Consider the following 26,189-nt stretch of genomic DNA (forward strand, 5'->3'; position numbering starts at 1 on the left):
AGTTTATCAAAATATACAGAAAAACCCTGCGGAGAGAAATCTCTGCGGGGCTTTTCTTTTTGCCCAAATCTGTATCAAGCATGATTCCAAATATATATTATGACTTTGAACCTATCATCAAGCCTCCATTCCTTTCGGGGAATAGAGGATATTTTTGTTTTAAGAGGGAAAAGGATGTGCAAGTATCAAATCATCAACCACCAACAGCTAGAGTTGCTAGAAAGAGAGGTGTCTGTCAAGCAGCCAGCCAAGCGTGTCAACATCGTGAGCCTGAAGCTCGTTCGGGAGTCGAGCGTGCTGTACAAGGAGAGACAAATCAAGTCGCCGGAGGACGTGTACAAGCTGTTGCAGTCGTTTCTTTCTTGTGGAAGCCGACCGTGAGAAGTTTGTCGTTGTCTGTCTTGAAACGAAAAACCAGCTGACTGCCATCAACATTTGCCATGTTGGAAGCCTGAACGCTAGTATCGTGCATCCGAGGGAGGTGATGAAGGCTGCCATTCTCTCCAACTCGGCTTCCATCATCGTCGCTCATAATCATCCCAGCGGTCGTTGCGAGTCGTCGAGGGAGGACATTGAAGTAACGAAACGGTTAGTAGAGGCAGGAAAGGTGATTGGCATTGATGTGCTAGACCATCTGATTGTTTACCTTGAACGATATTTGTCGCTGAAAGAAAAAGGGTATCTCTGAGAGGAAGAGAAAGGATGTTACACATTGATTGGTTCGTAAGGACAATGAAAAGAACGTTCAACGTAGCAGTTGCCATTGATGAGGTGGGCTATGAAGCATATGAATTCTATCACGAAGAGCTGGACAACTATCTTGTGCCTGAAAGAACATCTGGAAAAGCTTCCGAATCCGTTGCTTTTGGAAGCATTGATGTACGTGAACAAATAAGGATACGAATGGATAGCAGGAGTGATCGTCGATGAAGAAACAACGTGTCGTTTGAAATAGTACAATGTTTGTTGAGTGTCACGAGGAAGTTCAAACGAAAGCATATGTCTGTGTCTATCGTTGGTTATGATGGGAGTATGCTCATTTTTACTGAGCAAACCAAACGCAATGTGATCAATTATTTAATTTTATCCGCATTGCGAGAAGGACTTTTGGAAAAACGTGAGAATAAAAAGATAGCCCTTTCGGAAGAAGAAAGTGGATAAAAGGTGTTTTGTTTTTAGAAAGTAATAGGGGGTAATATTGATGAAAATTAAAAAAGACGGTTTTAGTCTATTAGTGTATCTGGTGTATTTCTATGTAATAGGATTGGCGTTGGTCAACATCTTATTAAAAAATCCGAATAACTTAGAGTTATTCGGCTATGGATACGTGTTTGCTATTGTTTTAATCTTGATGGATGTACTTTATGTCACATTTACAGGAAAAGAATTACCTGTTAAAACTAAGTTAACTAAAATAACTGCATTGATTTTAAGTGCTTATGCGATATTTGTTATGGCTAAAATTATGTACGATTATAATGAAAATCAACCTGGTGCATTCGAACATGGCGAGTTTTTGACAGCTATTGGAGGGCTTGGAGTGGGGCTATCTATTCTAATGTACGTTGAGCAAAAAGAAAGCTTCCTTTTCCGAAAAGATGAAGAGAGAGAAGAAAAAGAGGACAAGAACAAATAACAAATTAAGAAATTGGGGTAACTATGTAAACGTTTTGCAGCACAAAGAATAAAAATATTGTTTACCAAGCAAGGTTTGTTAAAAGGAAGTTGAGAAAACAAACAATTAAACTGAGTGCCTGTGCATTGCGATCCTAAAGGTAGACAGTACAAAATTCAGTTAAGCAAGGGGAATCAGAGCCTAAATAGCTCTGATTTCTTTTTCTGCTCTCATTTTTTTTGTAGTGTCTCAGAACCTTGGGAGACTGTCATGGAATAGTTCCTGTCACCGCACGGGGTTTATCAAAATATGTCAAAGGGTTCTGCAGGGTCTTTTCTCGTGACGATCCCTGCCGCGAAGGCAGAAAAAACTGGCCTTTCCTGCATGTATTAGGAAAAGGCCAGTTTTTCTTTTTAGAAAACCCTTATCAATAGAAGGAACGGAAAAATCCGTCGAGGAAGTGTTTGACGATGTCCCATTTCGATAATTGCTTGATTGTTTCTTTTCTTGGTTTTTCCACTTCCAACGGCACGATGACGTCCATTCCGTGTTTCATCTGTTTCGTTGGATGGGACACAATGTATTCGTTTTGGCGCAGGCCTTGCTCGATTTCTTGTTTCTTTCCATGTTTGATTCCTAGTATTACGTTTCGTTTTTCGAGTTTGCCGTTATGAATGACATAGACAAATGCTTTCGTTTTTTCATGCCACACCGCTTCGGCAGGAACGGTGATCACGCCGTTTTTTTCTTTTGTCACTACGGTGATGTTTACATGATACCCGAAAGGAAGTTGCTTCGGTTGTTCGTTCAGTTGGATGGTAAACGGATATTCGCTTTTTTCTTGAAAGCTCGCTTCTTTGATTGGAAATTTGCCGATATCGGCAATCGTACCGGCAAATGACTCATGTTCGTTCGGAACGTTGATGGTTGCTGTCTGTCCGACAGCGAGTTTTCCGATGGTTTCTTCTTTCACTTTTCCGCGAACGACAGCGGAAGGGGAAGCGATGGTGATCAGCGGTTTGGACTTGTTATAGCTGATTTCTTCGACTACGCCAGCTGTGTTGCTTTCCACGATCAGTTCGTCTTTTTTCTCTGTGAGTTCATGTTGTTGTTCCTCATATTCCTTCATTTGCCATTCCAGCAGCGTTTTTTCCCGCTCCGCTTCCCTTGCTTTTTCCTCCCATTGCATCTTCTCTATGCTATCTTCTTTGGCAGAAGAGGACATGGCTGTGTAATCATCGATATCTTTAGAAAGCTGCTCGATTTGCGCGTTTAATTGTTCTTTTTTTCGTGCGATTCGATGAATCTCCCGGTCGATTTCTTCATCCACGTAGCGTATCAGTGGTGTGCCGACTTGTATTTCTTGTCCCTTTGTGACAAGGATTTCATCGATGGCGCCAAGCTGAGGATTATAGTAAATGAATTTTCGCTCTGTTGGCACGGTCATGCCGGTAGTGTGGACGGTTTCTTTGATATTTGTTTTTTCTGGTTTTGCCCGTTCGTTCACATAGACCGATTTTGGAATTTTGCTTTGGGCATGAAACAAGATGTAAAAGTTTGCGCATATACATAGCACGATGACGATGAATATGTATCGTTTCCATCGTTTCATTGGTATTCCTACCTTTCATTAAAATCCATTAAACGGAAATTCTGTGCCTGCTGCTGCTAATAAAGCGAAAAAGAGGTAGACGGCGATGACGATCATCGCGATGCGTTGAACCGATTTTTCCGTCAAGGAGCGAAGAGCAATGATTTGTATCGATATGGCCCAGATGGAAAAGAGTGAAACGGTTCGCAACAGCGCCCATATAAAGGCATGTTTCGTTATGTAAGGCCCCCACACACCAAGGGAAAATGGGGAAAAGAGATCCTTTACGCCGAAAAATAGTTGGAATGGAAAGAGAAACAAATCTTCGAGTAAGAAAATGAGCAAAATCGGCAGTTGAATTGTTAATAGTTTCACAAAATCTATATCAAAAAGCAAATAATAAATGATAGAGGATATGAATAAAAATAATAGTGGAACGCACAGACCGCCCAAGGCATGGCCAAACGCGAATAAAAGCTGCAAGAAAGCAAATTGTTCGCCGGTGTACCGATCGAGATGCTTGGTCAGTTCTTCCGTGCCAATGCCAAAATAAGCCCGCAGCAACGAAAGGATGACGTTCATAAGCAAGAGAAGAAGGGCGACCAATATTACATTTTTCACCCGTTCCGCTTCTCTAAGCTGGGCAAATGCGATTTTCGGATGAAGAATTTCCTTTAGCGGATTGCTTTTATACATCATAGACTAGTCCCCCATATGTATCAATATAGGCATAAGCATATTGTAATACAAATGTGCAGAATTTGTCATCAATCGAGTATTTCTTTTACAAAGAGGCGAATTTTTACCTGTTACGATCACATTATGTTATCATTCGAAAGTAATGTTTATGTTTAAGAGGAAATGGTACAAAAATCATGGTAAACTAAATAATGCTAAAATAATAGTAAATAAAATAATAATAAAATAGAATGGATACAGGGAGGGAATCCGTTGCGCAGCAGGGCACTAGGCATCATGATGATGTTGGTTCTTCTGTTTTTATTGCCTTATGAAAAACAGGCGTCCGTGAATCAAAAAATATTTATTCGAACCACCGGTCCATCTATTCAAACCATCGGTCCATCGGCCCCCGTGTATGCATATGTGGCAGATGAGCTTCAGGAGGTAGGAAAAATATATCATGGACAAGCCTTTGAAGTAGTCGGAGAAAACGAAACCTATTATTTCATTCAATACGGCTTTGTAAAAGGGATGGTGAAAAAGCAAGACGTAAAACTTGGTCCGCCATCGGAGTTTACGAAACTAGCAGACCGCTTAAAAAGAAGCGTGATTGGAACGAAAGATTTGCAAGTGTATATGTTCCAAAATGGAAATAAACAGTCGATTGGGGAGATTCATGCAGGCGTTCGTTATCCAGTAAAGGAGGAGACGAAACAGTTTTATGTTGTGGAGTTGGGAGGACGAGACGGGTATATTTATAAACATATAACGGAGAAAGACCCAGGAGTTCCGGTTTTGTTATATCATCATATTTTGGAAGATAAAGATGAGCGGATTTTCCGGGCTACGACAACCGTCCCGTTAAGCCAATTTACGAATGAAATGAATTACTTAAAGGAGCAGCATTATACGACGATTACTCCGCAGCAACTGTTGGCGTACGTCAAGAAGGAGCAGCTGCTTCCGCCAAAATCGGTATTGATTACATTTGATGATGGGTTGAAATCGAATGATGTGTACGCATATCCGGTATTGAAACGGTTGAATTTTAAAGCGACGATCTTTATGATTACAGGGCGGATGCGACCGGCTCCGCAGCCGTTTGACCCGAGCGGCTTGCAGTTTTTAAGCAAGCAGGAAGTAGCAAAAATGCAGGATGTGTTTACATTTGAAAGCCACACGAATCATTTTCATTTATTTGATAAAAAGAACGGGCCTTATTTATTGTTTAAACCGTATCACGAAATTATGGACGATTTAAAAGCGAGCATCGCCAAAGTAAATGCGACGGCTATCGCGTATCCGTTCGGTGCGTACGACAAACGGACGATTCAAATCGTGAAAGATGCGGGGTTTACGATGGCGTTTACGACGAAAAAAGGCACGGTTTATCCAGGTGATCCGGTTTTTGAGTTAAAACGGCAATGGGTATATCCTCACATTACATTGCAGCAGTTTGAGCAGTTATTATCTCCATAATACAAAACATCTCCTTTCATGTTTGGATTGACCCGCTTATTTGGGACATTGCCTGTTTCCGAAACTTAACAGGAGGCAGGCAATTTCATTTTGCCTTTTTACAGTTGCGCTAGGGAAATAACTATTTTTCTTGGGAATACAATGTTTTAAAAAAATTCTATTTACGGCATGATGATGACAGTTCTCTTTCATTTTGTGCCTGTCACGCTTCACTACACGAAAGCAACGTATTATATGGATGCCGTTCATGTTGGTGAAAAAAGTGTTTCGCAAGCGAAGAGCGAATCACAAAACCCCCACGGAAACTCCGTGGGGGTTGTATAAAAAGGATTGGTGACTGAAACAACTATGTTTTTATGAAATTCATAGAGAGTAAAGGGATAAAGCAGGCATCAATGCCTTGCCGCCACTAAGTTAGCGACGAGGATATACCGCTTTGGTGCCGCACCAATGTAGTGAAACGGATAGCAGGTGGAGACGGTTAATGTAGCTTTTGGCTTGGGCACAATCACGGTTCTGTCATCGGCATCTACAATTCGCACTTTGCGGACTTTATAGGTAAACTCTCCAGCGATCGTTTTGACAATCAGCAAGTCTCCTTTTCCCACCTCGCCCAGTCTGCGAAAGACGGTGTCGCGATGTCCTGCAAGGACGCAGTTATCTGGCTCTCCTGGCAGGACGCTTCCAGCGTAATGACCGACTCCTTTTTCTAACTCCTCTTCATTGGTGCCATGATAAATCGGAAGACTGGCGTTCAGTTTCGGAATGATGAGCTCCCCAATATTTTCGCCCACTTTTGGTTGGCGCGGGTAAATCGCTGCTGCAGTCTTTGGCGGTGTAGAGGCTGCTTTCGTTGCTGTTTCCGTTGGCGCCGGTTTTGCGGCGTTGATCCCCTTTGCGTATTGGTAGCCGTTGAGCAAGACGAGAGCGAAGCCAACTACCATCAAGCTAATGCCAAGAAAGCGAACGATTCGTTGTTTTTGCATTTTATTTTGCTCCTAATCCTTTTCTCACACGGAATAGGAACGCTCCCAAAGCGATGAATACAACGCCCATAAGCACATTCGATACATATGGGGAAGCTGTTTTTGGAAGTTTTGCTCCTTTTACCGTTCTTTTTACCGGTTTTAGTTTTACCTTTTTCTCAATCTTTTTCTCTATCTTTGCGACTTTTCCAGCTTTCTCTAAATCTTTGCCTACGTTTTCAAATAAATCAGAGTTGAACATGTCCGCTGTCAATATGAAGTCGGCAAGCAGTTCGCCTTGTTTGTTATAAATTTCGATCAAGAGGTCATAGCCGTTGGTGGATTCCATCGTTAGCAGCGTGGCTAGGCTTAATGGCTTTTTCTCCCCGTTTTTCGTCAAATAAAATTTCACATCCAATTGGAAAATGTCAAGCATGTCGTGTATCACATCGGCAATTTCCGCTATTTGTGCCGGGGACAACTCTGTTACCCCTTCAAAATCGTACGAACTAATGGCTTCCAGCCGCCGGCCGAGTTCTTCCATTTGGCTCGCAAATTGCGGATCTTCCATATTCAGTGATTGGAAGTGATGATACAATTTTTCGAGTTCAGCGTTCGTCAGACCAAGCTCTTCTAAATCAGGAAGCATATAATCGACAATGGCTTCTGATAGTTCTTCCACTGTCGTATAGTTATCTAACGAATCGTGGTTTGCCGCAAGCAACTCTTCCAATTGTTGTCGTGTAAGTCCGAGTGTGTCTAAAAGTTCGTTCAATGTTTCTTCCGTAAGCGGAGTTAAGCTTTGATAATAATCAATCGCATCAGCCAATTCGCCGATGGAGCTGTAATCTTTTAATGATTCATGATGGCTGCTAAGGAGTGCAAGTAATTGTTCTTTCGTCATATTCCGCTGTTGCAAGAAATCGGCAAGCGTTTCTTCGGTAATCGGTGTTGAATAGGATTGTTCAAAAAGGAGGAACTCTTCTAAGTCGTTATAAAACTTAAACGCTTCCGTAATTTCTTCGTTTGGTTCTAGTTCACCGTTATCGATAAGAAGTTGTTTTAATTCCTCTTTCGTTAAGCCGTAATCTTCAAGCAATTGTTCTAAATTTTCTTCTGTCAATACATCGCCAAGCTCGTTGCGAAGATCGTTGACATCTTTAAAATCTTCTAATGTGTAGCCATCGTAGCTTAAATATTCTTCTAGTTCTTCTTGTGTCATACCGATCTCATTTAAGTAGGTTTGAAGCTCAGGATCATTAGGACTAATCGCAAAAGCAGAAGCAGGCAATGTTGCGATTGCAAGAGATGCCGCGATAGTAAAAATAATCAATTTTTTCATAAAATAACCCCCATAGTAAAATAATACTTGTTTATACTTGTTTAGTATAAATCAAAACGAAAGATAAAGAAAATACTAAATTTATGGAATTAGTGTAATAAAAGTGAAAGAGGAACATTGGGAACAAAGTAGACATTTCTTCCAAAAGATCATTGAAGCGGAAAAAGTATTTCTAGATTTGGGAAGGGATCAAAGTGGAGAACGATCAAAAAATTAGCCGGCCGCAAAGAAAAACACAATTTAGACAGGAGGGGAAGGCGGCGAACCGAAATCAAATTCTCGCTGCATCCCATCAAGGTTCGGACGCTGTTCATCCATTAGTGGAAATATGATGTTGCCGAATCGAAGAGCAAGAGAAACAGATTCCGTAGCTTTAATCGCGGATTCGACAACTAGAAATTTGCCTGAAAACAAGTGATCTACGGTTGGAGTTAAAGCGGCAATCGGTGTACTCCAGCATGACGTTGCGGATGTTCCAACCATGATGAACACCAGGACAAAATAAGGACAAAACCTCCCCTTAAACAATGAGGTTTAAGAGGAGGTTGCTTTTTTGCGGAAAAACATGCGTGCAATGGCTGAAACGAGCAGGCCGATATATAAAAACAAAAGCGGCATTAACGGAAGGTTGTATCTCGGGTAGGCAAAAAACACGTTGTTTAAAATGGTAAAGTACGCGATGATGAAAGTAAAAAACAACAGTTCTTTTCGGTGGCGCTTGAACAAAAACAAGGTGAGCGCCACGGATGCAAACGCCAGTGATACGATCCATTGGTGTAAGGAAACCACGGCGGCTTTCGGTACGCCTAGGATTTCAATCCAGTAAAAAGGTTGTTCCCATTGTGTTTTTGCCTTTTTTGTTGTGTAGCTTTCGATGAATTGTTTCGGATTTGCATGATACCATTTTTTTATTCGCTCTATCGCTATTTGTTTTTCCAGTTTTTGTTTTTCGTAATTGCTTATATGTGGGTATTGTTCATTGATTTTTTGAATGACTTCTTTATAAGGCTCGCCATATCGGTATCCATATCCTTGATAAGTGCCTAACAGAAGCGGATCACCGGAACCGCCGGTTAATGGAATGAATTCTTTATAGTGAACATAGTTGCGCACCCACCATGGTCCAAGTACGATCAGCACGAGCAGGACAGCTACTCCTAGTTGCTTCCATGCGAGGCGAAGCGGATATTGGATAAGCAGCAAGTAGCCAAGAAGCGCGAATGGAATCAACGCAAAGGTAGCTCGAAACAACAGGCAGAACAAGTAGGAAAACATCAGCCAATAGAAAGTAGACATGTTATGATTTCGTCCAAGTTGGATAGCGAAATGAATGAAAAGAAGAAATCCGAATAGAAAAGGCGGTTCGGTTAACGTTAAATTGTCCGTTTCGATAAGCGGAACAAATAGCGCAGTGAAAAATCCAGCGATGATGCCAGCCCATTCTTGGTGGATATCTTTTCCGATTACATAGATGAGATAGACGCTGGCTGTGCCGAATAAAATCATCACCACTTTTGCGGCGTACAATCCGACGCTACCGGTGCCAAAAATAAAAAAAACAGCTGCCAGCAATACCGGCATCCCCGGCATGATATGAACGGTCGGTTCATTCATATTATGGTAAATGAGCATGCCTTTCTCTAAAAGAATTTTGCCGCTTCTTACATATCCCATGTCATCACTGTGCAGGGTAAGGGACAATCCGTATTTCCATAAAACAAAAAGGCGGAAGACAAGCGCGGTTAACAGCATGCTGGCAATGATGATGTTTCTCTTTTTATTGGACAGCACCATGATATTCACTCCAATATTTTATTGAGTATTAGGTGATATTCCGATGAGGGAAACACCCAATATAATGAGAATGACCCCGATGATTTTTGTCGGCGAAAGGGGCTCATGAAAGACAAAATAGGCGCCAAATACGGCGAGCACATACGCAATGCTTTGCACAGGATAGGCGACGCTTAATGGAACGCGCGATAAAATAAAAAGCCATAAAATGGTGGCGAAACCGTACATCACTAATCCGGAAAAAATGAACGGTGAAAACAATATTTTGATAATAGAAAGAGGATCCAGTTTAAACGTTGTTTTCATCATGCCATATTTCCACAAAAACTGACCTGCGACGAGAATGACCGTATTTAATAAAATCAATACAAAATTAACAAGACTCATCTTTCTCTTCCTTACGTTGATCATTTTGTAATTCGTGTTTGATATAAGCGATTTCTTGGACGAGCGTTTTTATTTTTTCTTGGTGATCGGAAAGCGTAATCGATTGGTAAATGAGCGCGTTTAGGACGACTAAAAACGCGATGGTAAAGATGAGGGTAGGCATGTAAGAAACACCGAGCACCGCGGCAACTTTATTCAGCGGTTCGAGAAAGATGGCGATAAAAAGACCGATTACCGCCAGCAAAAACCAAAGAAATGCCTGCTTGTCCCTCAATTTATTGCGAGTCGAATAATAAATGACTTGGATGAGGAAAAGAGAAGCGAACATAATGGTTATTAGCTGTACTTTGTTCATCCGAACCCTTCCCCCCCTTTTTTAAAAAATAGACCGAATCAAAGAAGTAAAGGTTACTTTGGTCATATAGTATAGCGATTTTAACGGGGTGATCGATGATCTTCCGCCTTGTCTTGCGTTCATTTCCACCTTGATTTCTTTAATTTTATACCCTTTTTTCGCTAATTTCGCGATGACTTCGACTTCAGGATAATCGACAGGGTAATAATTCGCGAATTCGCGCATCACGTTTCTGTTTACGATGCGGTATCCCGAGGTCGGATCGGTGATTTTCACTCCAGAAAGAAAATAGAGCAGATAGTAAAAATAAAGAATCCCCATTCTTCGAAAAGGGCTGCCTTTGTAATTCGTTTTCTCTACGAATCGAGAGCCAATGACCATATCGCAGCCAGATTGTTTGATTTCCGCAACAAGCTTTTCTAGGTCTTTTGGATCGTGCTGACCGTCCGCGTCTAATTGAATCGCGTATTGATATCCCTTTCTAAGTGCGTAACGATAGCCCGTCTGCATCGCGCCGCCGATTCCTAAATTAACCGGTAAATCTAAATAATGAAATCGGTTCTCTTTTAAAATATCCAATGTTCGGTCGGTGGAGCCATCGTTGATCACAATATAATCATATGGACACGTTTGGATTAAATTCATGACCGTCTTTTTTATGGTCGCTTCTTCATTATAAGCAGGGATAATGACGAGAATATCCACTACCGATCCTCCCTTGATATACTCCATCCTAAAAATGAAATGTCTTTCAAATGGTTAGTATAGCACTTTTCCCAAGTAATGTCACTTTGTTGTCTATGGATTATATCCCTGTGGAGATGGATTTCGAAGATGTGATTGCGGTAACGATGTGGAAGTTCTGTTGATACAAATATTTGGTCCCATCTGCATGAGTAAGAAAGCATGGTGCCATCAAGAGGTGGCATCATGTTTCTTTTTTCTTTTTCAATAGTTTCTGCAGACAAAAAAAGCGCCAGCCACGGAAACCGTGGACTGGCTTATCAACCTAAATCCTATCGATGTCATTCTATAATATTCGACAAAGTTTGTCGACAAGTAATTTTTTCACATAAAGTGTCATATTTGAAATAGGAGTTAAGCAAGGGATGATTTTCAAAAAAATAACAAAACATCCTATAATAGATTCACATTTCATAACAATGGCTAATTTGGTATACTATATTAGAATTAGTCATAAAGGAGCGTAATTCAGAATGCTTTCACTCTTAAAAAAAACAATCGGAGATGCCAGTGAACGGCGGTTAAGAAAATATAGACAGCTGGTTGAACAAATCAATCAGCTCGAACCACAAATGGAAAAGCTCACGAATGAGGAACTGCGGGCAAAAACAGAATATTTTAAAGAACAATTGGCTTTGGGAAAGTCCGTTGACGATATTAAGGTGGAAGCGTTCGCGGTGGTGAGAGAAGCAGCGAAACGGGTGCTTGGCATGCGGCATTTCGACGTCCAGCTTATGGGCGGGCTTGTCCTTGCTGAAGGAAATATCGCTGAAATGGCCACTGGGGAAGGGAAAACGCTTGTCGCGTCGCTTCCAAGCTATTTGCGCGCGCTGGAAGGAAAAGGCGTGCATGTGATCACGGTCAATGACTACTTAGCAAAACGCGACAGAAATTTAATCGGCCAAATTCATGAATTTCTTGGTCTTACCGTCGGCTTGAATCTTCCAATGATGTCTCCTTCGGAAAAGAAAAAAGCGTATCAAGCCGATATTACATACGGAATTGGCACAGAGTTTGGATTCGACTATTTACGGGATAACATGGTGTACGATCTTTCCGATAAAGTGCAACGCCCTTATCATTACGCCATTATCGATGAAATCGACAGCGTCTTAATCGATGAAGCGAAAACGCCTCTCATTATTGCGGGAAAAACGAGATCAAGCTCGGAACTTCATTATATCGCGGCACGTTTAGTCAAGAGGTTTGAGCGTGACGTTGACTATATATATGATGAAGAAATGAAAACAACGAATTTAACGGAAAAAGGAATCGAAAAAGTGGAAAAAGCGTTCGGCATTGACAACTTGTATGACTTGCAGCACCAAATTTTATACCATTACGTCATTCAGGCGTTGCGGGCGCATGTGATTTTCAAGAGAGATGTTGACTACATCGTCCGGGACGGAAAAGTAATGCTGGTCGATATGTTTACAGGCCGCGTAATGGAAGGGCGTTCGTTAAGCGATGGGCTTCATCAAGCCATTGAAGCGAAAGAGGGTTTGGAAATTACCGAAGAAAACAAAACGCAAGCTTCTATTACGATTCAAAACTATTTCCGTATGTATCCGATTTTATCAGGGATGACAGGAACAGCGAAAACGGAAGAAAAAGAATTCCAGCACGTTTACGGAATGGATGTCATCCCGATTCCGACGAACCGGCCGAAAATTCGTGTGGATATGCCGGATAACGTGTACATGACAAGACATGACAAATATGTGGCAGTTGCGAAAGAAGTAAAACGCCGTCATGAAAAAGGACAGCCGGTTTTAATAGGGACGACTTCGATTTTGCAGTCAGAGGAAGTAGCTAAATATTTAGATAAAGAAAATTTGCCGTATGAGCTGTTGAACGCGAAAACGGTCGAGCAGGAAGCGGAGGTCATTGCCAAAGCCGGGCAGCGCGGCCGCATCACGATTGCTACGAATATTGCCGGCCGGGGAACAGACATTTTGTTAGGCGAAGGAGTTGCTGAACTTGGCGGTTTGCACGTCATCGGAACAGAGCGGCATGAAAGCCGAAGAATTGACAACCAGCTGAAAGGAAGAGCGGGCCGCCAAGGGGATCCGGGTTCGAGTCAGTTTTTCATTTCCCTTGAAGATGATATGTTTCGCCGCTTTGCGAAGGAAGAAACGGAAAAATTAAAACCGAAACTAAAAACAGATGAAACAGGACGAATTATAAACAGCAACATTCATGAGTTTGTGGATAAAGTACAACGAATTATAGAAGGCCTTAATTTCTCGATTAGGGAATACAATTTAAAGCTGGATGACGTCATTAATGAGCAGCGAAACGTTGTTTACCATATACGTGATAAAGTATTAAAAGTAGAAGACAGGATTTCTCTTATCGTTCCGATGGTTCAATCCGCGTGCAACAACATTGTCGAAAAATACTGTCTGCCAGAGCTTATTCCAGAAGAATGGGATGTTAAAACGATGACCGAGGAGTTAAACCGTCTTCTCTACCCGCAGCAAGTTTCCTTTGAACATTCATTAGAAGATATGGAAGATGTGAAACAGAAAGTGAAGGAAGCGGTAGATTCCTATATTCAGTATCTTGAAACATGGAAAAACAACCTATCGCTTCAGACAGCATTAAAAAATATCATGTTAACGGTGATTGATCAAAATTGGATGAAGCATTTAGAAAATATGGCGCTTTTAAAAGAAGGAATCGGGCTGCGCCATTACCAGCAAGAAGATCCAATGCGATTATATCAAAAGGACGGATTCGAATTATTCACGATGATGTACGCAACGATCGAAAAAGAAATGAGTTTGCATCTTTCCCAGTTGTTGCAATCATTCCAACATACTTCGGACGAATAAGGAGGAATAAACGTTGTTTCCCTTTTTAAAGAAAAAGAAAAAAAGCGGCGGAGATACCGCCGTTTCTGCGCAAGATGTCATTCAAGAAACGGATGATGCCGGCGACGAAGACGTTTATACAGAGCTTTCCTTGCATCCATCGTGGAATTTACCGCTTGAAGAGCAATATGTGCTGCGCTTTTTAAACAATGAACTACCGCCGTTAAAACCAAACCAAATTTCCCTATCTGGCATTAGTTTAAGAAGGGAAGCTGATGGCGTGGTTGTATCCGCGTTCGTGCGCCATAGTTTATCCAAGCCGATTCAAATTGGAAAAGCAACGCTTTTATTGTTAAGCGCAGACGATGGGATCATTGCGCGGAAAGAGTTCGATTTAGAGGAGATGGGGGAACTTCCGGCAAAAAGCAGCCGGCCATGGCACTTTCTTTTCGAAAACGCGACATTAAAAATGGATGATATTCCAAGCGAAGGATGGAAGCTTGCTTTCGAATTAAAATCAAAGCATCGCTTGGAATTGGAGGAAAGCTGGGAAAAAGCGCTTCCTGAAGAAGAAAAGGAAAAATTACGGCAATTCGTGGATCAACTTGAGCCGCCAAAGCCAGGGGAAGTCAATTTCTTTGGTCTTCAGGCAAAACTAACGGAGGAACATGGATTGCACATCACCGTGTTAATTCGTAACGGCAGCGACCGAACTATTTATCTTGAGCAGCTTCCGCTTCAAGTAGAAGACGCGGCAGGTGAGGTGGTCGCACGCGGAGGATTCGTCCTTGACCGTTTGGAAGTAAAAGCAAACACGACAAAACCGTGGACATTTATTTTTCCGAAAGAGCTCATCCAAAAGTCTGCGCCAGATTTGAGTAAATGGAAAATATCCACTGTAAAATAAGAAAATATTCACTGTTAAAATCATCATAGATCGTCTGTCTGTTTAAGCTAATATTCAACGTTTCAACAACGTTGAATATTAGCTTTTTTAAATAAAAAAAGATATCCACCTATTCGTGGATATCTTTCCTGGCCTCAACCCGTCCATCGCACTCTCGATCTATATCCTGATACAAAACGGAAGACGGTCCTTACTTTTATTGTACCATAACCCACATGGTAGACAAGCAAAAATGTGAAAATATTATACAAAATGCATGAATTATCCTACATAACCATTACCTACCTCAAAAATTTGACATCCATCCATAGCAAACATTTTTTCAACATATCTATCCGTTTATGCAAAGTAAAAGACTAGTATAAACGATAGCGTTGTTCTGATTACTTCTAAACCATTTTTGTCCTCATTCCCCTTATAGGAATTGCTTTTTTCGAATGATATATAAAGAAACAAGTTATGAAACAAGTAGTGTGTAAAATTAATTGTTTAATAGTTTGTATGTCTATGTTATAATCCTCATTGGTAGTCAAAATGTCTTTTTTTATACTATGTCCGGATTGACACCAATGATACATAGTGATTTTATGTTATTTTTCCCAATATTTTGATGGGAATGCAAAATCATGATGACAAGAAAAAAGAATGAGTGGTTATGATAAAGTTAAGGAGGATTTTTTATGGCTTATTTTATTACCTTGTTGATTTGCTTTATGACCTCCGTGCTTATAACACCGCTTGTCAAAAAGTTGGCGTTTAAAATTGGCGCAACTGATCGTCCAAATCAACGGAAAGTGCATCAGAAAATAATGCCGCGTTTAGGCGGATTGGCGATATATATCGCGTTTATGGTAGGAGTTGTGTTTTTAGATCCGGATAATGTGTTTGAGGTCCCGATTTTATTAGGAAGCGTCATCATTATTATTACCGGATTTTTGGATGATTTATTTGAACTTTCTCCAAAAGTGAAATTAGCGGGACAGCTGTTAGCTGCCTTTGTCGTTGTTGTATTTGGTGGAGTGCAAGTGGAATACATTAATTTGCCGTTTGGCTCGCAATTGCATTTCGGCTTTTTAAGCATTCCATTAACGATTCTTTGGATTGTAGGGATTACCAATGCCATTAATTTGATTGACGGGCTGGATGGGCTAGCTGCTGGAGTTTCTGCCATTGCGCTAGTAACCATTTCCTGGATGGCCATTTTAAAAGGTGACATGTTTGTCACAGGCATGGGTTTTATTTTGCTCGGCAGCATTTTAGGGTTTTTGATTTATAATTTTCATCCTGCTAAAATTTTCATGGGAGATACAGGAGCTCTGTTTTTAGGATATATGATTTCTGTTCTCTCCTTGCTTGGGTTTAAAAACGTCACAGCGATTTCGTTTATTATTCCTGTTATTATTTTGGGTGTGCCAATTTCAGATACGTTTTTTGCGATTATTCGCCGTCTTCTTAAAAGACAGCCATTGTCAGCGCCAGATAAGTCGCATCTGCACCATTGTTTGCTTCGGCTTGGATATAGCCATCGCCAAACCGTTCTCATTATTTACGGCATGAGCGCTTTGTTTGGACTGGTGGCCATCATTTTGTCCAAAGCTGCCGCATGGGTATCTATGGTTATATTGGCCATTGTCGTGCTCGCGCTGGAGTTAGTCGCTGAAAAAATCGGATTAGTTGGTCACAATTACCGTCCAATTTTAAAAATTGTGCGAGGCATTCGCTATGCAAATGAGAAAATGAAATAAAAAGGTCATCTCGTCTGTATCGAGATGACCTTTTTTATCCATCCGCTATTCATCCGATGACTCTAACTGTTTTCGAAGCGTATTTGCTACTTCTTGCACAGACTCCTCATCTAACTGGTAGTAATAAACCCCGTCATTTTGGTCTGTCCCTTTGAGTTGGAGTGATTCGATATGGATATTTTTTCTGCTTGTGACATAATAAATTAATGACTTAATGTCATCAAATGTGAGGTTTGTTTTCATATTGTTTCCAACCGCTTCGATGACATCGTCGTATTTTGTAATGGAGCTGGCCTTGCTTGCTTTTTTCAAAATGGCTTTTAAAATTTCTTGCTGGCGTTTCCCGCGTTCGATATCGTTATCTTTTTTTCGGGTCCTCGCAAGGGCGAGCGCTTCTTCGCCGTTTAACGTATGCACTCCTTTTTTCAGTACAATCGCGTTACGATGGTCTTCGGAATCTTTTTCCTTAATGTCATAAGGCACTTCGACCTTGATTCCCCCTAGTGCATCCACCACATCCATGAAGGCATAGAAATTCATTTTGACGTAATAATCGATATGAATATCAAACAAATCTTCAATGGATTCGACCGTACATTTTACGCCTCCATAAGCATGTGCGTGTGTAATTTTATCGTATTTGTCTTTGCACGGAATATATACGTACGAATCCCGCGGAATGCTCACCATTTTCACCGACTTGTCTTTCGCGTTAAACGTGGCAAGGAGAAGCGCATCGGATCGGGTATCGCTTTTAAAATTGCGGGACTTGCTATCGTCAATGCCGATAAACAGTACAGAGAAATTATCCTTTTTTGGGTCCAGATGCTTTCCATTATCGTTTCTGATCTCTTCATACGATTTGTTAATCACCGATTCGGCTTTATGCATTAAAAATGAAGCATATCCTAAGCAGCTAACTAACAATAATAAACTGAAAACAAATAGCCCAAATAATATGCGTCTTCTTCGTTTTTTCTTTTTTATCTTTTTAAGCCGTTTTCTTTCATTTACCATCATAAAAACTCCTTTTCATCGTTTTGACTGTGCGCCCGCTTTAAGAGACGTCCGTTTCGAGATATTCCGTTTCCCCTTCGGCGATTTCCGCCCTTCCATTGGTAAGTTCCGTCATCCATTCGATGAATGTTTGTTTTTTTGTTTCATCAACGAAAATTTCCAGCTCGACATTTTCTGAATAATGGATGTCCTTAATTATATATATCGAAGAGCGCAACTCATTTTCGACTTTTCCAAGCCATGTGTAGTCAATGGTAACATGCATGACGCGCGCAAGGCGGCGTTCGACAATGCCCGCGGCTTTCAACCCTTCGGATACCGCTTTGCCATAAGCGCGGACAAGACCGCCAGCGCCAAGCTTGATGCCGCCAAAATAGCGGGTGACGACGGCAACCGTGTCTTTTAGCCCTTTTTTCTTCAGCACCTCGAGCATAGGAATGCCTGCCGTTCCGCTCGGTTCGCCGTCATCGTTTGCTTTTTGAATTTGATCGTGCTCGCCGATGATATAAGCGGAACAGTTGTGGGTCGCATCCCAATGCTTCTTTTTGATTTTTTGAATAAACTGAACGGCCTCTTCTTCCGTTGTGGCTCTATTGATATAACAGATAAAACGGGATTTTTCGATAATAATCTCGTTTTCTCCGTACCCCTTTACGGTATAATACTTTTGCAACAAAACAAAAATCACCTCGCTGGAAGAGAAAAGAGCTGTAATTTTCGATAAAAGTTTGCCTAATTTCTAACAAAAACATGTTATACTAATTTTAAATAGATTGATAAAGTAGATGCTTTTCTTATTATAAATCGACAACATTTTTCCTTCAAATAAATTTTTTTGGCGCTGGAATATAAAACCTGGCAGCGACAGAACCAGGAGTTTACGGGGGATTTGGCATGTCTGCAGACAAACATTTCGATACAAAACAATTGGATCAAATTGTCGAAAAAATGATCAACACGGTTCAACATAGCAAGAATGAAATTTTCCAAATTGGCGAACAATCGCGCCAGGAACACGAGCGGCTGCTGCGGGAGCTTATCGAAATTAAACGGCTGACGAAGCAGACGATTGACGAAGCGGACGAGCTTGAAGTAAAAGCGCGCCTTTCCCGCCGCCACCTTTCCGAAGTGAGCCAGAATTTTTCCTCCCATTCCGAAGAACAGATTCGCGAGGCATACGAAAAGGCGCATGCATTGCACATGGAATTGGCGATGGTTCGCGAACGGGAAAAACAGCTGCGGCTGCGGCGCGATGAGCTTGAGCGGCGCTTAGCCGGATTGAAAGAGATCATTGAACGCGCGGAGCATTTAGTCGGGCAAATTACCGTTGTGCTTCATTACTTGGACAGCGATTTCCGCCAAGTTGGAGAATTTATTGAAGGAGCGAAACAAAAGCAAGAGTTTGGTCTTAAAATTATTGAAGCGCAAGAAGAGGAGCGAAAACGATTGTCGCGCGAGATTCATGACGGTCCCGCACAAACGCTGGCCCATGTCATGATTCGTTCCGACCTGCTAGAGAAAGTATTAAAAGACCGCGGCATCGACGCAGCGATTGCCGAAATCCGCGATTTTAAAAAAATGGTTCGTTCCGCCCTTTCCGAAGTGCGCAGGATTATTTATGATTTAAGACCAATGGCTCTTGACGATTTAGGTTTAGTGCCTACACTTAAAAAATACCTACAAACTATCGAAGACTATAGTAAAGGGGTTACCGTCTCCTTTGTGCACGTCGGCGAAGAAATGAGACTGCCGTCCCGTATGGAAGCAGCCGTGTTTCGACTCGTTCAAGAATCAGTACAAAATGCCCTTAAACACGCGGAAGCGACGCACATTGAAGTAAAGATGGAGATCAATAGCGATCAGCTGCTTGTGATGGTAAAAGATAACGGCAAAGGATTTGACACCACTGTCAAAAAAGAAAATGCCTTTGGGCTGATCGGCATGAAAGAACGAGTCGAATTGCTGGAAGGAACGTTAACGATTCGTTCCAAAGTGGGATTCGGTACGGCGGTGTTTATTCGCATTCCACTGAACATTCCAATGCAGGATGAAAAAGGGAGGAGAGGCATAAATGAAAACTCGCATTGCAATCATTGATGATCATCAACTATTTCGGGAAGGGATTAAACGCATTTTAGAATTTGAGGAAGAATTTGAAGTCGTCGCCGATGGCGCGGATGGCAGTGAAGTGCTTTCCATTGTCGAACAATATCGTCCAGACATCGTTTTGATGGATATTAACATGCCAAATATAAACGGGGTCGAGGCGACGAAACAGTTGGTGGAAACGTATCCTGAGACGAAAGTTGTCGTGCTTTCCATTCATGATGATGAAAATTATGTGATGCGCGCGCTGCAAACAGGGGCGACAGGCTATTTATTAAAAGAGATGGACGCCGATACATTAATTGAAGCGGTAAAAGTCGTCGCAGAAGGCGGGTCGTACTTGCATCCGAAAGTGGCCCATAATTTAATTCGCGAATACCGGCGTTTGGCCTCGGGCAAAGACGAAAGCAAAATCAGAAAACAGGAAGTGCGCCGGCCGCTCCATCTGTTAACTCGCCGCGAATGCGAGGTATTGCAGCTGCTAGCGGATGGAAAAAGTAACCGTGGAATTGGCGAAGCGCTGTACATCAGCGAAAAAACGGTGAAAAATCATGTAAGCAATATTTTGCAAAAACTAAATGTCAACGATCGTACACAAGCGGTTGTCGTAGCGATTAAAAACGGATGGGTCGAAGTGCGCTGATACATTCATTCTTGGCATTGTCGGCGCCTGTCGGATTTGGTAAGCATTCGGCAAAGATGGCCTCGTATTTGTTGCCAAACAATTAATGAAATTCGTTCCATTTTTCGCTATAATAGGTATTAAAGACTATATAGGCGAGGAAGGTAGGAACGAATGAAAACTGCTGTTGTCACCGATAGCACGGCTTATATTCCGAAAGAAGTACGAGATAGGTACAAGATTCATATGATTCCGCTCAGCGTTACGTTTGGCGCAGAGACGTACCGCGAGGAAATCGATATTACGGCCGAGCAGTTTTATGAAGAAGTGAGGCAACAAAAAGAGCTGCCGACCACGTCCCAGCCCCCGGTTGGCGAGTTTGTCGAATTATTTACATCACTCCGTGATGAAGGCTACGACGCGGTCGTAAGCATCCATCTCTCAAGCGGCATTAGCGGCACGTATCAAGGAGCGCTGACGGCGGCGAATATGGTCGATGGCCTGAAGGTGTATGCGTACGATTCGGAAATCAGCTGCATGGCCCAAGGTTTTTACACGATCGAAGCGGCGAAAATGGCGCTTGATGGGAAGACGCCGGAAGAGATCATCGCACGAATGGATGAAATGAAAAAAACGCTGCGCGCTTACTTTATGGTGGACGATTTATCGCATTTGCAGCGCGGCGGCAGGCTGACGGGAGCGCAGGCGTTTATCGGCGGGCTTTTGCAAATTAAGCCGCTGCTTTGCTTTGAAAACAAAGTGATTGTTCCGCTTGAAAAAATTCGCACGCGCAAAAAAGCAGTAAAACGCATTGAAGAATTGTTTGCCGAAGACGCTGCCAAAGGAGTGCCGCTCAAAGCGGCGATTATTCACGCCAACCGCCCTGATGATGCCAAACAGTGGAAACAAGAGCTGGCAAGCCAGTATCCGCATGTCGATTTTATGATCAGCTACTTCGGCCCTGTCATCGGCACCCATCTTGGCGAAGGCGCGTTAGGACTAACATGGTATCAGCCATAGTGTTGCTTTCCCTATGCCGCAAGCCTTATGCGGCATAGGGATGGACCATCTGAAAATGGAGGGAACGTATGCGTTTTATCGTGAGTGAAGGAAGATTGATCCCAGAAGTATTGGCAAAAGCCAATGATCCAGCTGCTAAACCGATTAGCCATATCGATTCCATGCCTTCTATCCCGATGCACCCCGAGTTTCCTTACTCCCCAGAACTCCTTTCTTTTCTTGAAGGAAAACAGCTTCTCCTTGAGGAACTTCCATTTCCTCTCGATCTCATTCAAGCGCACTACGAACACGGCTATCTTTCTTACGAAAAAGGGATGATGAAAACAAAGCATGGATGGCGCTGCATGAGGTGCGGAAACGAGGAGCATCATTTTTTCGCATCGTTTCCTTGTGCCCGCTGCCAAACCGTTTGTACGTATTGCCGCAAATGCATCATGATGGGACGTGTCAGCGCATGCACCCCGCTCGTCGTATCCCGCTTTTCTTTCCCCCAGGACCGCTATCTTTCCCCGCTCTCTTGGAACGGAACGTTATCCGAAGGCCAGCAGCGGGCCGCCGATGCGGTAACGGACGCGATCGTGCACAATGGCGAATTGCTCGTATGGGCGGTGTGCGGCGCCGGCAAAACAGAGGTATTGTTTCCGGGTATCGCGCGGGCGCTGGAAATGGGAAAGCGCGTATGCATCGCCACACCAAGAACCGACGTTGTGCGCGAGCTTTTCCCTCGTTTGCAACAAGCATTTCCAAGCGTCCCATTGATCGCCTTGTACGGCGGCAGCGACGACCGCGGCAAATTCGCCCCGCTTGTCCTTTCTACCACCCATCAGCTTTTACGGTTTTCCCGCGCTTTTGATGTGATGGTGATTGACGAAGTTGACGCCTTCCCGTATTCGGTCGAACCGATGCTGGAATATGCCGCCGCCAAAGCGCGCAAAGAGGCATCGAGTCTGATTTATTTAACCGCCACTCCTCATCCAGCCTGGCAAAAGGAAATCAAGCACGGCAAACGAAAAGGGGTCACCATTCCCGCCCGCTACCACGGTTTTCCCCTTCCTGTCCCATCTTTCGAATGGTGCGGCAACTGGCGCAGGCAGTTAAAGCATAGACGCCTTCCCCGCAATGTCCTCGCCTGGGTCCAATCCCGCATCAACACGGCAAAACAAGCGTTTTTATTCGTTCCCCATATTGATGTGCTCGAACAAGTTGTTTGCATCCTCAAGCAATGGGATCAGCGGATCGAAGGCGTTCACGCGGAAGATCCGCAGCGCGCCGAGAAAGTGCAGGCGTTTCGCGACGGACGCATTCCGCTTCTTGTCACTACGACGATTTTGGAACGCGGCGTGACCGTTCCAAACATCGATGTCGCCGTGCTTGGCGCCGAAGACGGCATTTTTACGGAAAGCGCGCTCGTGCAAATCGCCGGCCGCGTCGGCCGAAGCGCCCAATATCCAAGCGGTGACATCCGTTTTTTCCATTACGGAAAAACGCGGCAAATGATCGCGGCAAAACGGCAGATGGAGAGAATGAATAAGGAAGCGTACGAACGGGGGATGATCCGCCGATGAAATGTTTGCTTTGTCATGAAACATTTTATCCGCCGTTTACGTTTCGCTATTTTTTAACTTTGCAACAGGAAGATCCCGTCTGCCCGCGCTGCCGCCAGCGCTTTTCGCTCATCGAAGAACCAATTTGCGAGCGTTGCGGCCGTCCATATCGAGAGCCATTGTGCGAGGATTGCAAAACATGGAAGACGATTGGCAATGCGTTAGAGAAAAATCGTTCTGTTTACCAGTACAATGAGTGGATGCAAGAAGTATTTGCCCGCTTTAAATTTCGCGGTGATTACGTGATTGCTGAAGCGTTCCGAGCGGACTTTACAAACGCGTTTTTTCGCCATTTTTCCCGAAATGTCTTGCTTGTTCCGATTCCTTTAAGCAAGGAGCGCCTCATCGAACGAGGGTTTAACCAAGCCGAAGCGCTTGCATCGTTTCTTCCGCTCCCTTTATGGAACGCGCTTGAGCGTCGCGATCATGAAAAACAGTCGAAAAAACAGAAAAGAGAACGGCTTACCGCTCCGCAATTTTATGTCAAAGATAGCAAACAAATTGAGGGAAAAGACATTGTCTTAATCGATGACATTTACACCACAGGCGCAACCGTTTATCATGCCGCAACGCAGCTTCGTCGGTATGGAGCGAGTTCTGTATCGTCTTTTACGTTAATTCGCGCGTGACTGGTAAGAAAGTCCAATTTATAGATTGACGATTCGTGTCGATATATAAAGTAGAAGATAAAGAGCGGAGTGAGAAACGATGGAGATTAAAGGCTATAGCAGCAGTCAAGGAATGGTGTTTCCAACAGGCAATCCAGCAGTGTTGAAACAAGGAGACATTTATGAAGCAGCGATAAAAGAAAAAATAAATGAACACGAAGCCATCATGCAGGTACGCGGGATGGAGGTGCATGTGCGCGTCGATCAACGCATTCCAAACGAAGGAAAAATCATGTTGGAAATCCATCATGTGCAAGACGGCGTGGTAGAGGGGCGCATCGTCGCGAAACCGCCAAGCGCATCATCTCCAAAGCCAGAAACGCCAGAGCTTCGTCAAGCCGTAGCGGTGCTCGCGGCAAAAAACATTCCGTTAACCGAAGAAACGCTTGAAGCGTTGCGGACATTTTTCCAGAAAGGAACAGGAACGATCGAGCAAAAATTTGAAACGATTCAAGCGGCGGCAAATAAACGAATCGCCATCCGCCTCCCAGAGTTAACCGCGATCCATGAAGCGCTGCACGGAAAACCAATCGGCGCGGTGCTAGAAGATATTGCAAAACGACTAAATTTACCTGTTTCACAAACGGTAAACCAAGGCCGCGCTCCTATGATGCAGGAAGTTGTTTCGCTTGAGCGGATGAGTGAGCATCAGGAACGGAATGAAGTGCAGGAAAGAAGCAATCTAGGGAATCTGCTTTCCTATATCCGCCGTCAAGTAGAGAGTGCACCAAATGTGCGTCAAGTGCAAGAAGCTGTGCGTGCAGCGGCGCAAGAACTTCCCGCTGAGCTGGGCGAAAAGGTATTGCAAGCATTAGATCAAGCTTTGCGGTTAGAAACGTTAGGGTTGGCTCAATCGGCCCGCCTGCGGCTCATGCAAGCATTATCCTCGCTCGAAAAGGATTTGGAGCAGTTTATTCATCGTTTCAAACCATCCTTGCAAACAGGCGGCACAGATACAGGGATGAACTCAGTAGCAGCCGCTGTATCGATTGATGCATTAGAGGCGTTTTCGGACCAAGGGACAACAGAGCAGTCAATGATGAATGGCAAAGAAGAAATTGCTTTGCTTCGCGACCTCATTCAGCGTGTTCTGAAAGCCATACAGCGAGAGCCTGATCTCATGAAGGCACTTGATATGGTAGAAACAGAAATCGTTCCGCATCTAAAAGACGATGATCAAAAACAACACCTAATGCAAGTGCTTTCGGAAGCTAAACAGCTTTCCGAAAAAGGACACGAAATAAAGGCGCGGCAAAGGGCATTTGCGGAGCTGGAAAGCATCGAAGCTGCGCTGCCAAAAGACGCGCCAGCGATGGACATTGACGGAATGATGTCGATACAACTCAACTCGAAAGATATCATGGTGCAAACGGTAACGAAACGAATGGCCGAAGCAGCGCTTGAGTTTCAGCGAGCGAAGCGGGATATGCTGCGCAATTTGAATACAGCAGAATATTTGATTGAACAGTACCGCCAGTCCGCCCGCCCGCAGGCAAAACAGCTGCTGGAATCAACGATCAAAATGCTGGATCAAACGATATTAAAAAGCGATATGATGCTGTTTGCTGACATGATGACAGAGAAACGGCTTCTGCAAGCAAGTTCGCAGCTTTCGGAGGCGAAAAAACTTCTCGATAAAGGAGATTACGAACAAGCGAGAAAAATCGTGCAAGAAGTGAAAGAGATGCTCGCAAAGCTGCAATGGAAACCGTCCGATGTAAAAGTCAAGCATTTTGTTTCTCAAGAAAACTTGAAGCTTCATGATCCAGTGCAAGCCTTTTTCAGCGAATGGAACAAAACGATTCAGCCGGAGCCGTCCGCACGCCACGTATTGGAAATGCTTCGCCGCCTAGGGCTTACATATGAATCAGATGTAGCCAATTCGCTTGTATTTAAAAATGGACAACAGGGAGAGGCAAAGCAAACGGTGAAAGAATGGTTGTTGAAATTGACGCAGACGGAAGGAAATCCTGTCGCGAAACAAGCGGAGCAGGCAGCGATGAGCGTAACGGGGCAGCAGCTGTTAAACAAATGGGACGGGGCAAGTGCCATGCAGACGCTCTTTTTTACGATTCCGATTTTGTTTCATCAGGAAGTGAAAGATGTTAAAATCCACGTCAACGCGCGCAACGACGGAAAACGAATGGACTGGGAAAATTGCAGTTTATACTTTTTGTTGGAAACGCGGAAATTAGGCGACATCGGTATTTTATTAAGTGCCAATGAAAGGAATTTATCCATTACGTTCCGCAATGACCACCAAGATTTTTCTGAAAAGGTATCTCCGTTTTTAGAAACGGTGAAGCAAAATATGGAAGAGATCGGATACCACATTCAATCGATTCAATTTACGACATGGAACGAAGCAAAAGAAGAAAAACAGACGATGAAAGCGAAACGAGCAACATTTACAGAGGAAGGGTATGATTTTATCATATGATGTACTTTAATCAAAAACGACGGAAAGAACTGAACGGACCATCGGCGGCTGTCATTCGCTATGAAGAAGGGAGTCGCGCCCCAACGGTAGTGGCCCATGGACGTGGGTACATCGCTGAAAAAATTATTGAACTAGCAAAGCAAAATCATATTCCGATTGAAGAAGACGTTTCCCTCGTCCAACATTTATTAGATGTCGATTTAGGAGACAACGTTCCACCGCAGTTGTATGCGGTAATTGCCGAGATTTTGATTTTAATAGAAAAAATAGAAAAAAACTATTAAACCATAA

The 26,189-nt window shown here is 43.2% G+C and carries 24 protein-coding genes and 1 pseudogene; 14 read left to right on the top strand and 11 right to left on the bottom strand.

Going from position 1 to position 26,189, the window contains the following annotated elements:
* The first annotated feature begins 174 nt into the window (after positions 1-174).
* The 3 genes and pseudogenes from BV455_RS10380 (at position 175) to BV455_RS10390 (ending at position 1,636) form a co-directional block, all read left to right on the top strand.
* Positions 175-688 (top strand): annotated as a pseudogene (locus tag BV455_RS10380) (JAB domain-containing protein).
* 14 nt (positions 689-702) lie between these two features.
* Positions 703-930 (top strand): hypothetical protein, encoded by a 228-nt coding sequence (locus BV455_RS10385; protein ID WP_218687171.1) that lies wholly within the window; start codon positions 703-705, stop codon positions 928-930.
* Between the two features lie 271 nt (positions 931-1,201).
* Positions 1,202-1,636 (top strand): hypothetical protein, encoded by a 435-nt coding sequence (locus BV455_RS10390; RefSeq protein WP_218687172.1) that lies wholly within the window; start codon positions 1,202-1,204, stop codon positions 1,634-1,636.
* Between the two features lie 406 nt (positions 1,637-2,042).
* Here BV455_RS10390 and BV455_RS10395 read toward each other — a convergent pair whose 3' ends face one another.
* Positions 2,043-3,227, bottom strand: coding sequence for an efflux RND transporter periplasmic adaptor subunit (locus tag BV455_RS10395; protein ID WP_218687173.1), 1,185 nt, complete (start codon positions 3,225-3,227; stop codon positions 2,043-2,045).
* Positions 3,228-3,245: 18 nt separating this feature from the next.
* Positions 3,246-3,905 (bottom strand): hypothetical protein, encoded by a 660-nt coding sequence (locus BV455_RS10400; RefSeq protein WP_061579118.1) that lies wholly within the window; start codon positions 3,903-3,905, stop codon positions 3,246-3,248.
* 252 nt (positions 3,906-4,157) lie between these two features.
* Between BV455_RS10400 and BV455_RS10405 the strand changes: the two genes are divergently transcribed.
* Entirely contained in the window at positions 4,158-5,366 is a 1,209-nt protein-coding gene (locus BV455_RS10405) for a polysaccharide deacetylase family protein (RefSeq protein WP_017436423.1), read from the top strand.
* A 392-nt stretch (positions 5,367-5,758) separates the two neighbouring features.
* Here BV455_RS10405 and BV455_RS10410 read toward each other — a convergent pair whose 3' ends face one another.
* The 7 genes from BV455_RS10410 to BV455_RS10440 form a co-directional block, all read right to left on the bottom strand.
* Entirely contained in the window at positions 5,759-6,352 is a 594-nt protein-coding gene (locus BV455_RS10410; protein WP_017436422.1) for a class D sortase, read from the bottom strand.
* Position 6,353: 1 nt separating this feature from the next.
* Positions 6,354-7,673 (bottom strand): processed acidic surface protein, encoded by a 1,320-nt coding sequence (locus tag BV455_RS10415; protein ID WP_017436421.1) that lies wholly within the window; start codon positions 7,671-7,673, stop codon positions 6,354-6,356.
* 240 nt (positions 7,674-7,913) lie between these two features.
* Positions 7,914-8,156, bottom strand: a complete 243-nt coding sequence (locus BV455_RS10420) for a hypothetical protein (protein WP_042408168.1) — start codon at positions 8,154-8,156, stop codon at positions 7,914-7,916.
* 51 nt (positions 8,157-8,207) lie between these two features.
* Complete coding sequence (locus tag BV455_RS10425; protein WP_218687174.1) at positions 8,208-9,467, bottom strand: ArnT family glycosyltransferase; 1,260 nt, start codon at positions 9,465-9,467, stop codon at positions 8,208-8,210.
* An 18-nt stretch (positions 9,468-9,485) separates the two neighbouring features.
* Complete coding sequence (locus BV455_RS10430; protein WP_017436418.1) at positions 9,486-9,854, bottom strand: EamA family transporter; 369 nt, start codon at positions 9,852-9,854, stop codon at positions 9,486-9,488.
* Positions 9,841-10,209 (bottom strand): DUF2304 domain-containing protein, encoded by a 369-nt coding sequence (locus BV455_RS10435; protein ID WP_017436417.1) that lies wholly within the window; start codon positions 10,207-10,209, stop codon positions 9,841-9,843. The genes BV455_RS10430 and BV455_RS10435 overlap by 14 nt, the downstream gene beginning before the upstream one ends.
* A gap of 21 nt (positions 10,210-10,230) precedes the next feature.
* The gene (locus BV455_RS10440; protein WP_217994787.1) at positions 10,231-10,941 is read right to left on the bottom strand and encodes a glycosyltransferase family 2 protein; all 711 of its coding nucleotides are present in this window, start codon (positions 10,939-10,941) and stop codon (positions 10,231-10,233) included.
* A gap of 485 nt (positions 10,942-11,426) precedes the next feature.
* On the opposite strand from BV455_RS10440, the gene secA2 reads away from it, so the two are divergent.
* The 3 genes from secA2 to BV455_RS10455 all read left to right on the top strand — a co-directional run bounded on the left by secA2 (position 11,427) and on the right by BV455_RS10455 (position 16,421).
* Positions 11,427-13,790, top strand: coding sequence for an accessory Sec system translocase SecA2 (gene secA2, locus BV455_RS10445; RefSeq protein ID WP_042408161.1), 2,364 nt, complete (start codon positions 11,427-11,429; stop codon positions 13,788-13,790).
* A 13-nt stretch (positions 13,791-13,803) separates the two neighbouring features.
* The gene (locus BV455_RS10450) at positions 13,804-14,676 is read left to right on the top strand and encodes an accessory Sec system S-layer assembly protein (protein ID WP_042408159.1); all 873 of its coding nucleotides are present in this window, start codon (positions 13,804-13,806) and stop codon (positions 14,674-14,676) included.
* 680 nt (positions 14,677-15,356) lie between these two features.
* Positions 15,357-16,421 (top strand): glycosyltransferase family 4 protein, encoded by a 1,065-nt coding sequence (locus tag BV455_RS10455; RefSeq protein WP_017436413.1) that lies wholly within the window; start codon positions 15,357-15,359, stop codon positions 16,419-16,421.
* Between the two features lie 45 nt (positions 16,422-16,466).
* Here BV455_RS10455 and BV455_RS10460 read toward each other — a convergent pair whose 3' ends face one another.
* Positions 16,467-17,438 carry an LCP family protein gene (locus BV455_RS10460; protein ID WP_218688036.1) on the bottom strand — a complete coding sequence of 324 codons (972 nt, stop codon included), beginning with the start codon at positions 17,436-17,438 and terminating at the stop codon, positions 16,467-16,469.
* A 40-nt stretch (positions 17,439-17,478) separates the two neighbouring features.
* The gene (locus BV455_RS10465; RefSeq protein ID WP_218687175.1) at positions 17,479-18,114 is read right to left on the bottom strand and encodes a YigZ family protein; all 636 of its coding nucleotides are present in this window, start codon (positions 18,112-18,114) and stop codon (positions 17,479-17,481) included.
* A 218-nt stretch (positions 18,115-18,332) separates the two neighbouring features.
* On the opposite strand from BV455_RS10465, the gene BV455_RS10470 reads away from it, so the two are divergent.
* From BV455_RS10470 to BV455_RS10500, 7 genes are all read left to right on the top strand, one after another.
* Positions 18,333-19,535 (top strand): sensor histidine kinase, encoded by a 1,203-nt coding sequence (locus BV455_RS10470; protein WP_061579109.1) that lies wholly within the window; start codon positions 18,333-18,335, stop codon positions 19,533-19,535.
* Positions 19,510-20,187, top strand: coding sequence for a response regulator (locus BV455_RS10475; RefSeq protein ID WP_017436409.1), 678 nt, complete (start codon positions 19,510-19,512; stop codon positions 20,185-20,187). Before BV455_RS10470 ends, BV455_RS10475 begins: the two co-directional genes overlap by 26 nt.
* 153 nt (positions 20,188-20,340) lie before the next feature.
* The gene (locus tag BV455_RS10480) at positions 20,341-21,186 is read left to right on the top strand and encodes a DegV family protein (RefSeq protein ID WP_042408151.1); all 846 of its coding nucleotides are present in this window, start codon (positions 20,341-20,343) and stop codon (positions 21,184-21,186) included.
* A 68-nt stretch (positions 21,187-21,254) separates the two neighbouring features.
* Positions 21,255-22,751, top strand: a complete 1,497-nt coding sequence (locus BV455_RS10485; protein WP_280638345.1) for an ATP-dependent helicase ComFA — start codon at positions 21,255-21,257, stop codon at positions 22,749-22,751.
* Entirely contained in the window at positions 22,748-23,419 is a 672-nt protein-coding gene (locus BV455_RS10490) for a ComF family protein (protein WP_061579106.1), read from the top strand. The genes BV455_RS10485 and BV455_RS10490 overlap by 4 nt, the downstream gene beginning before the upstream one ends.
* 79 nt (positions 23,420-23,498) lie before the next feature.
* Complete coding sequence (locus BV455_RS10495; protein WP_245005273.1) at positions 23,499-25,898, top strand: hypothetical protein; 2,400 nt, start codon at positions 23,499-23,501, stop codon at positions 25,896-25,898.
* On the top strand, positions 25,895-26,182 hold the full coding sequence (locus BV455_RS10500; protein WP_061579104.1) for an EscU/YscU/HrcU family type III secretion system export apparatus switch protein: 288 nt from the start codon (positions 25,895-25,897) through the stop codon (positions 26,180-26,182). Before BV455_RS10495 ends, BV455_RS10500 begins: the two co-directional genes overlap by 4 nt.
* Positions 26,183-26,189: the final 7 nt, after the last annotated feature.

The organism is Parageobacillus caldoxylosilyticus, assembly GCF_019272935.1.
GTDB classification, from domain to species: domain Bacteria; phylum Bacillota; class Bacilli; order Bacillales; family Anoxybacillaceae; genus Saccharococcus; species Saccharococcus caldoxylosilyticus.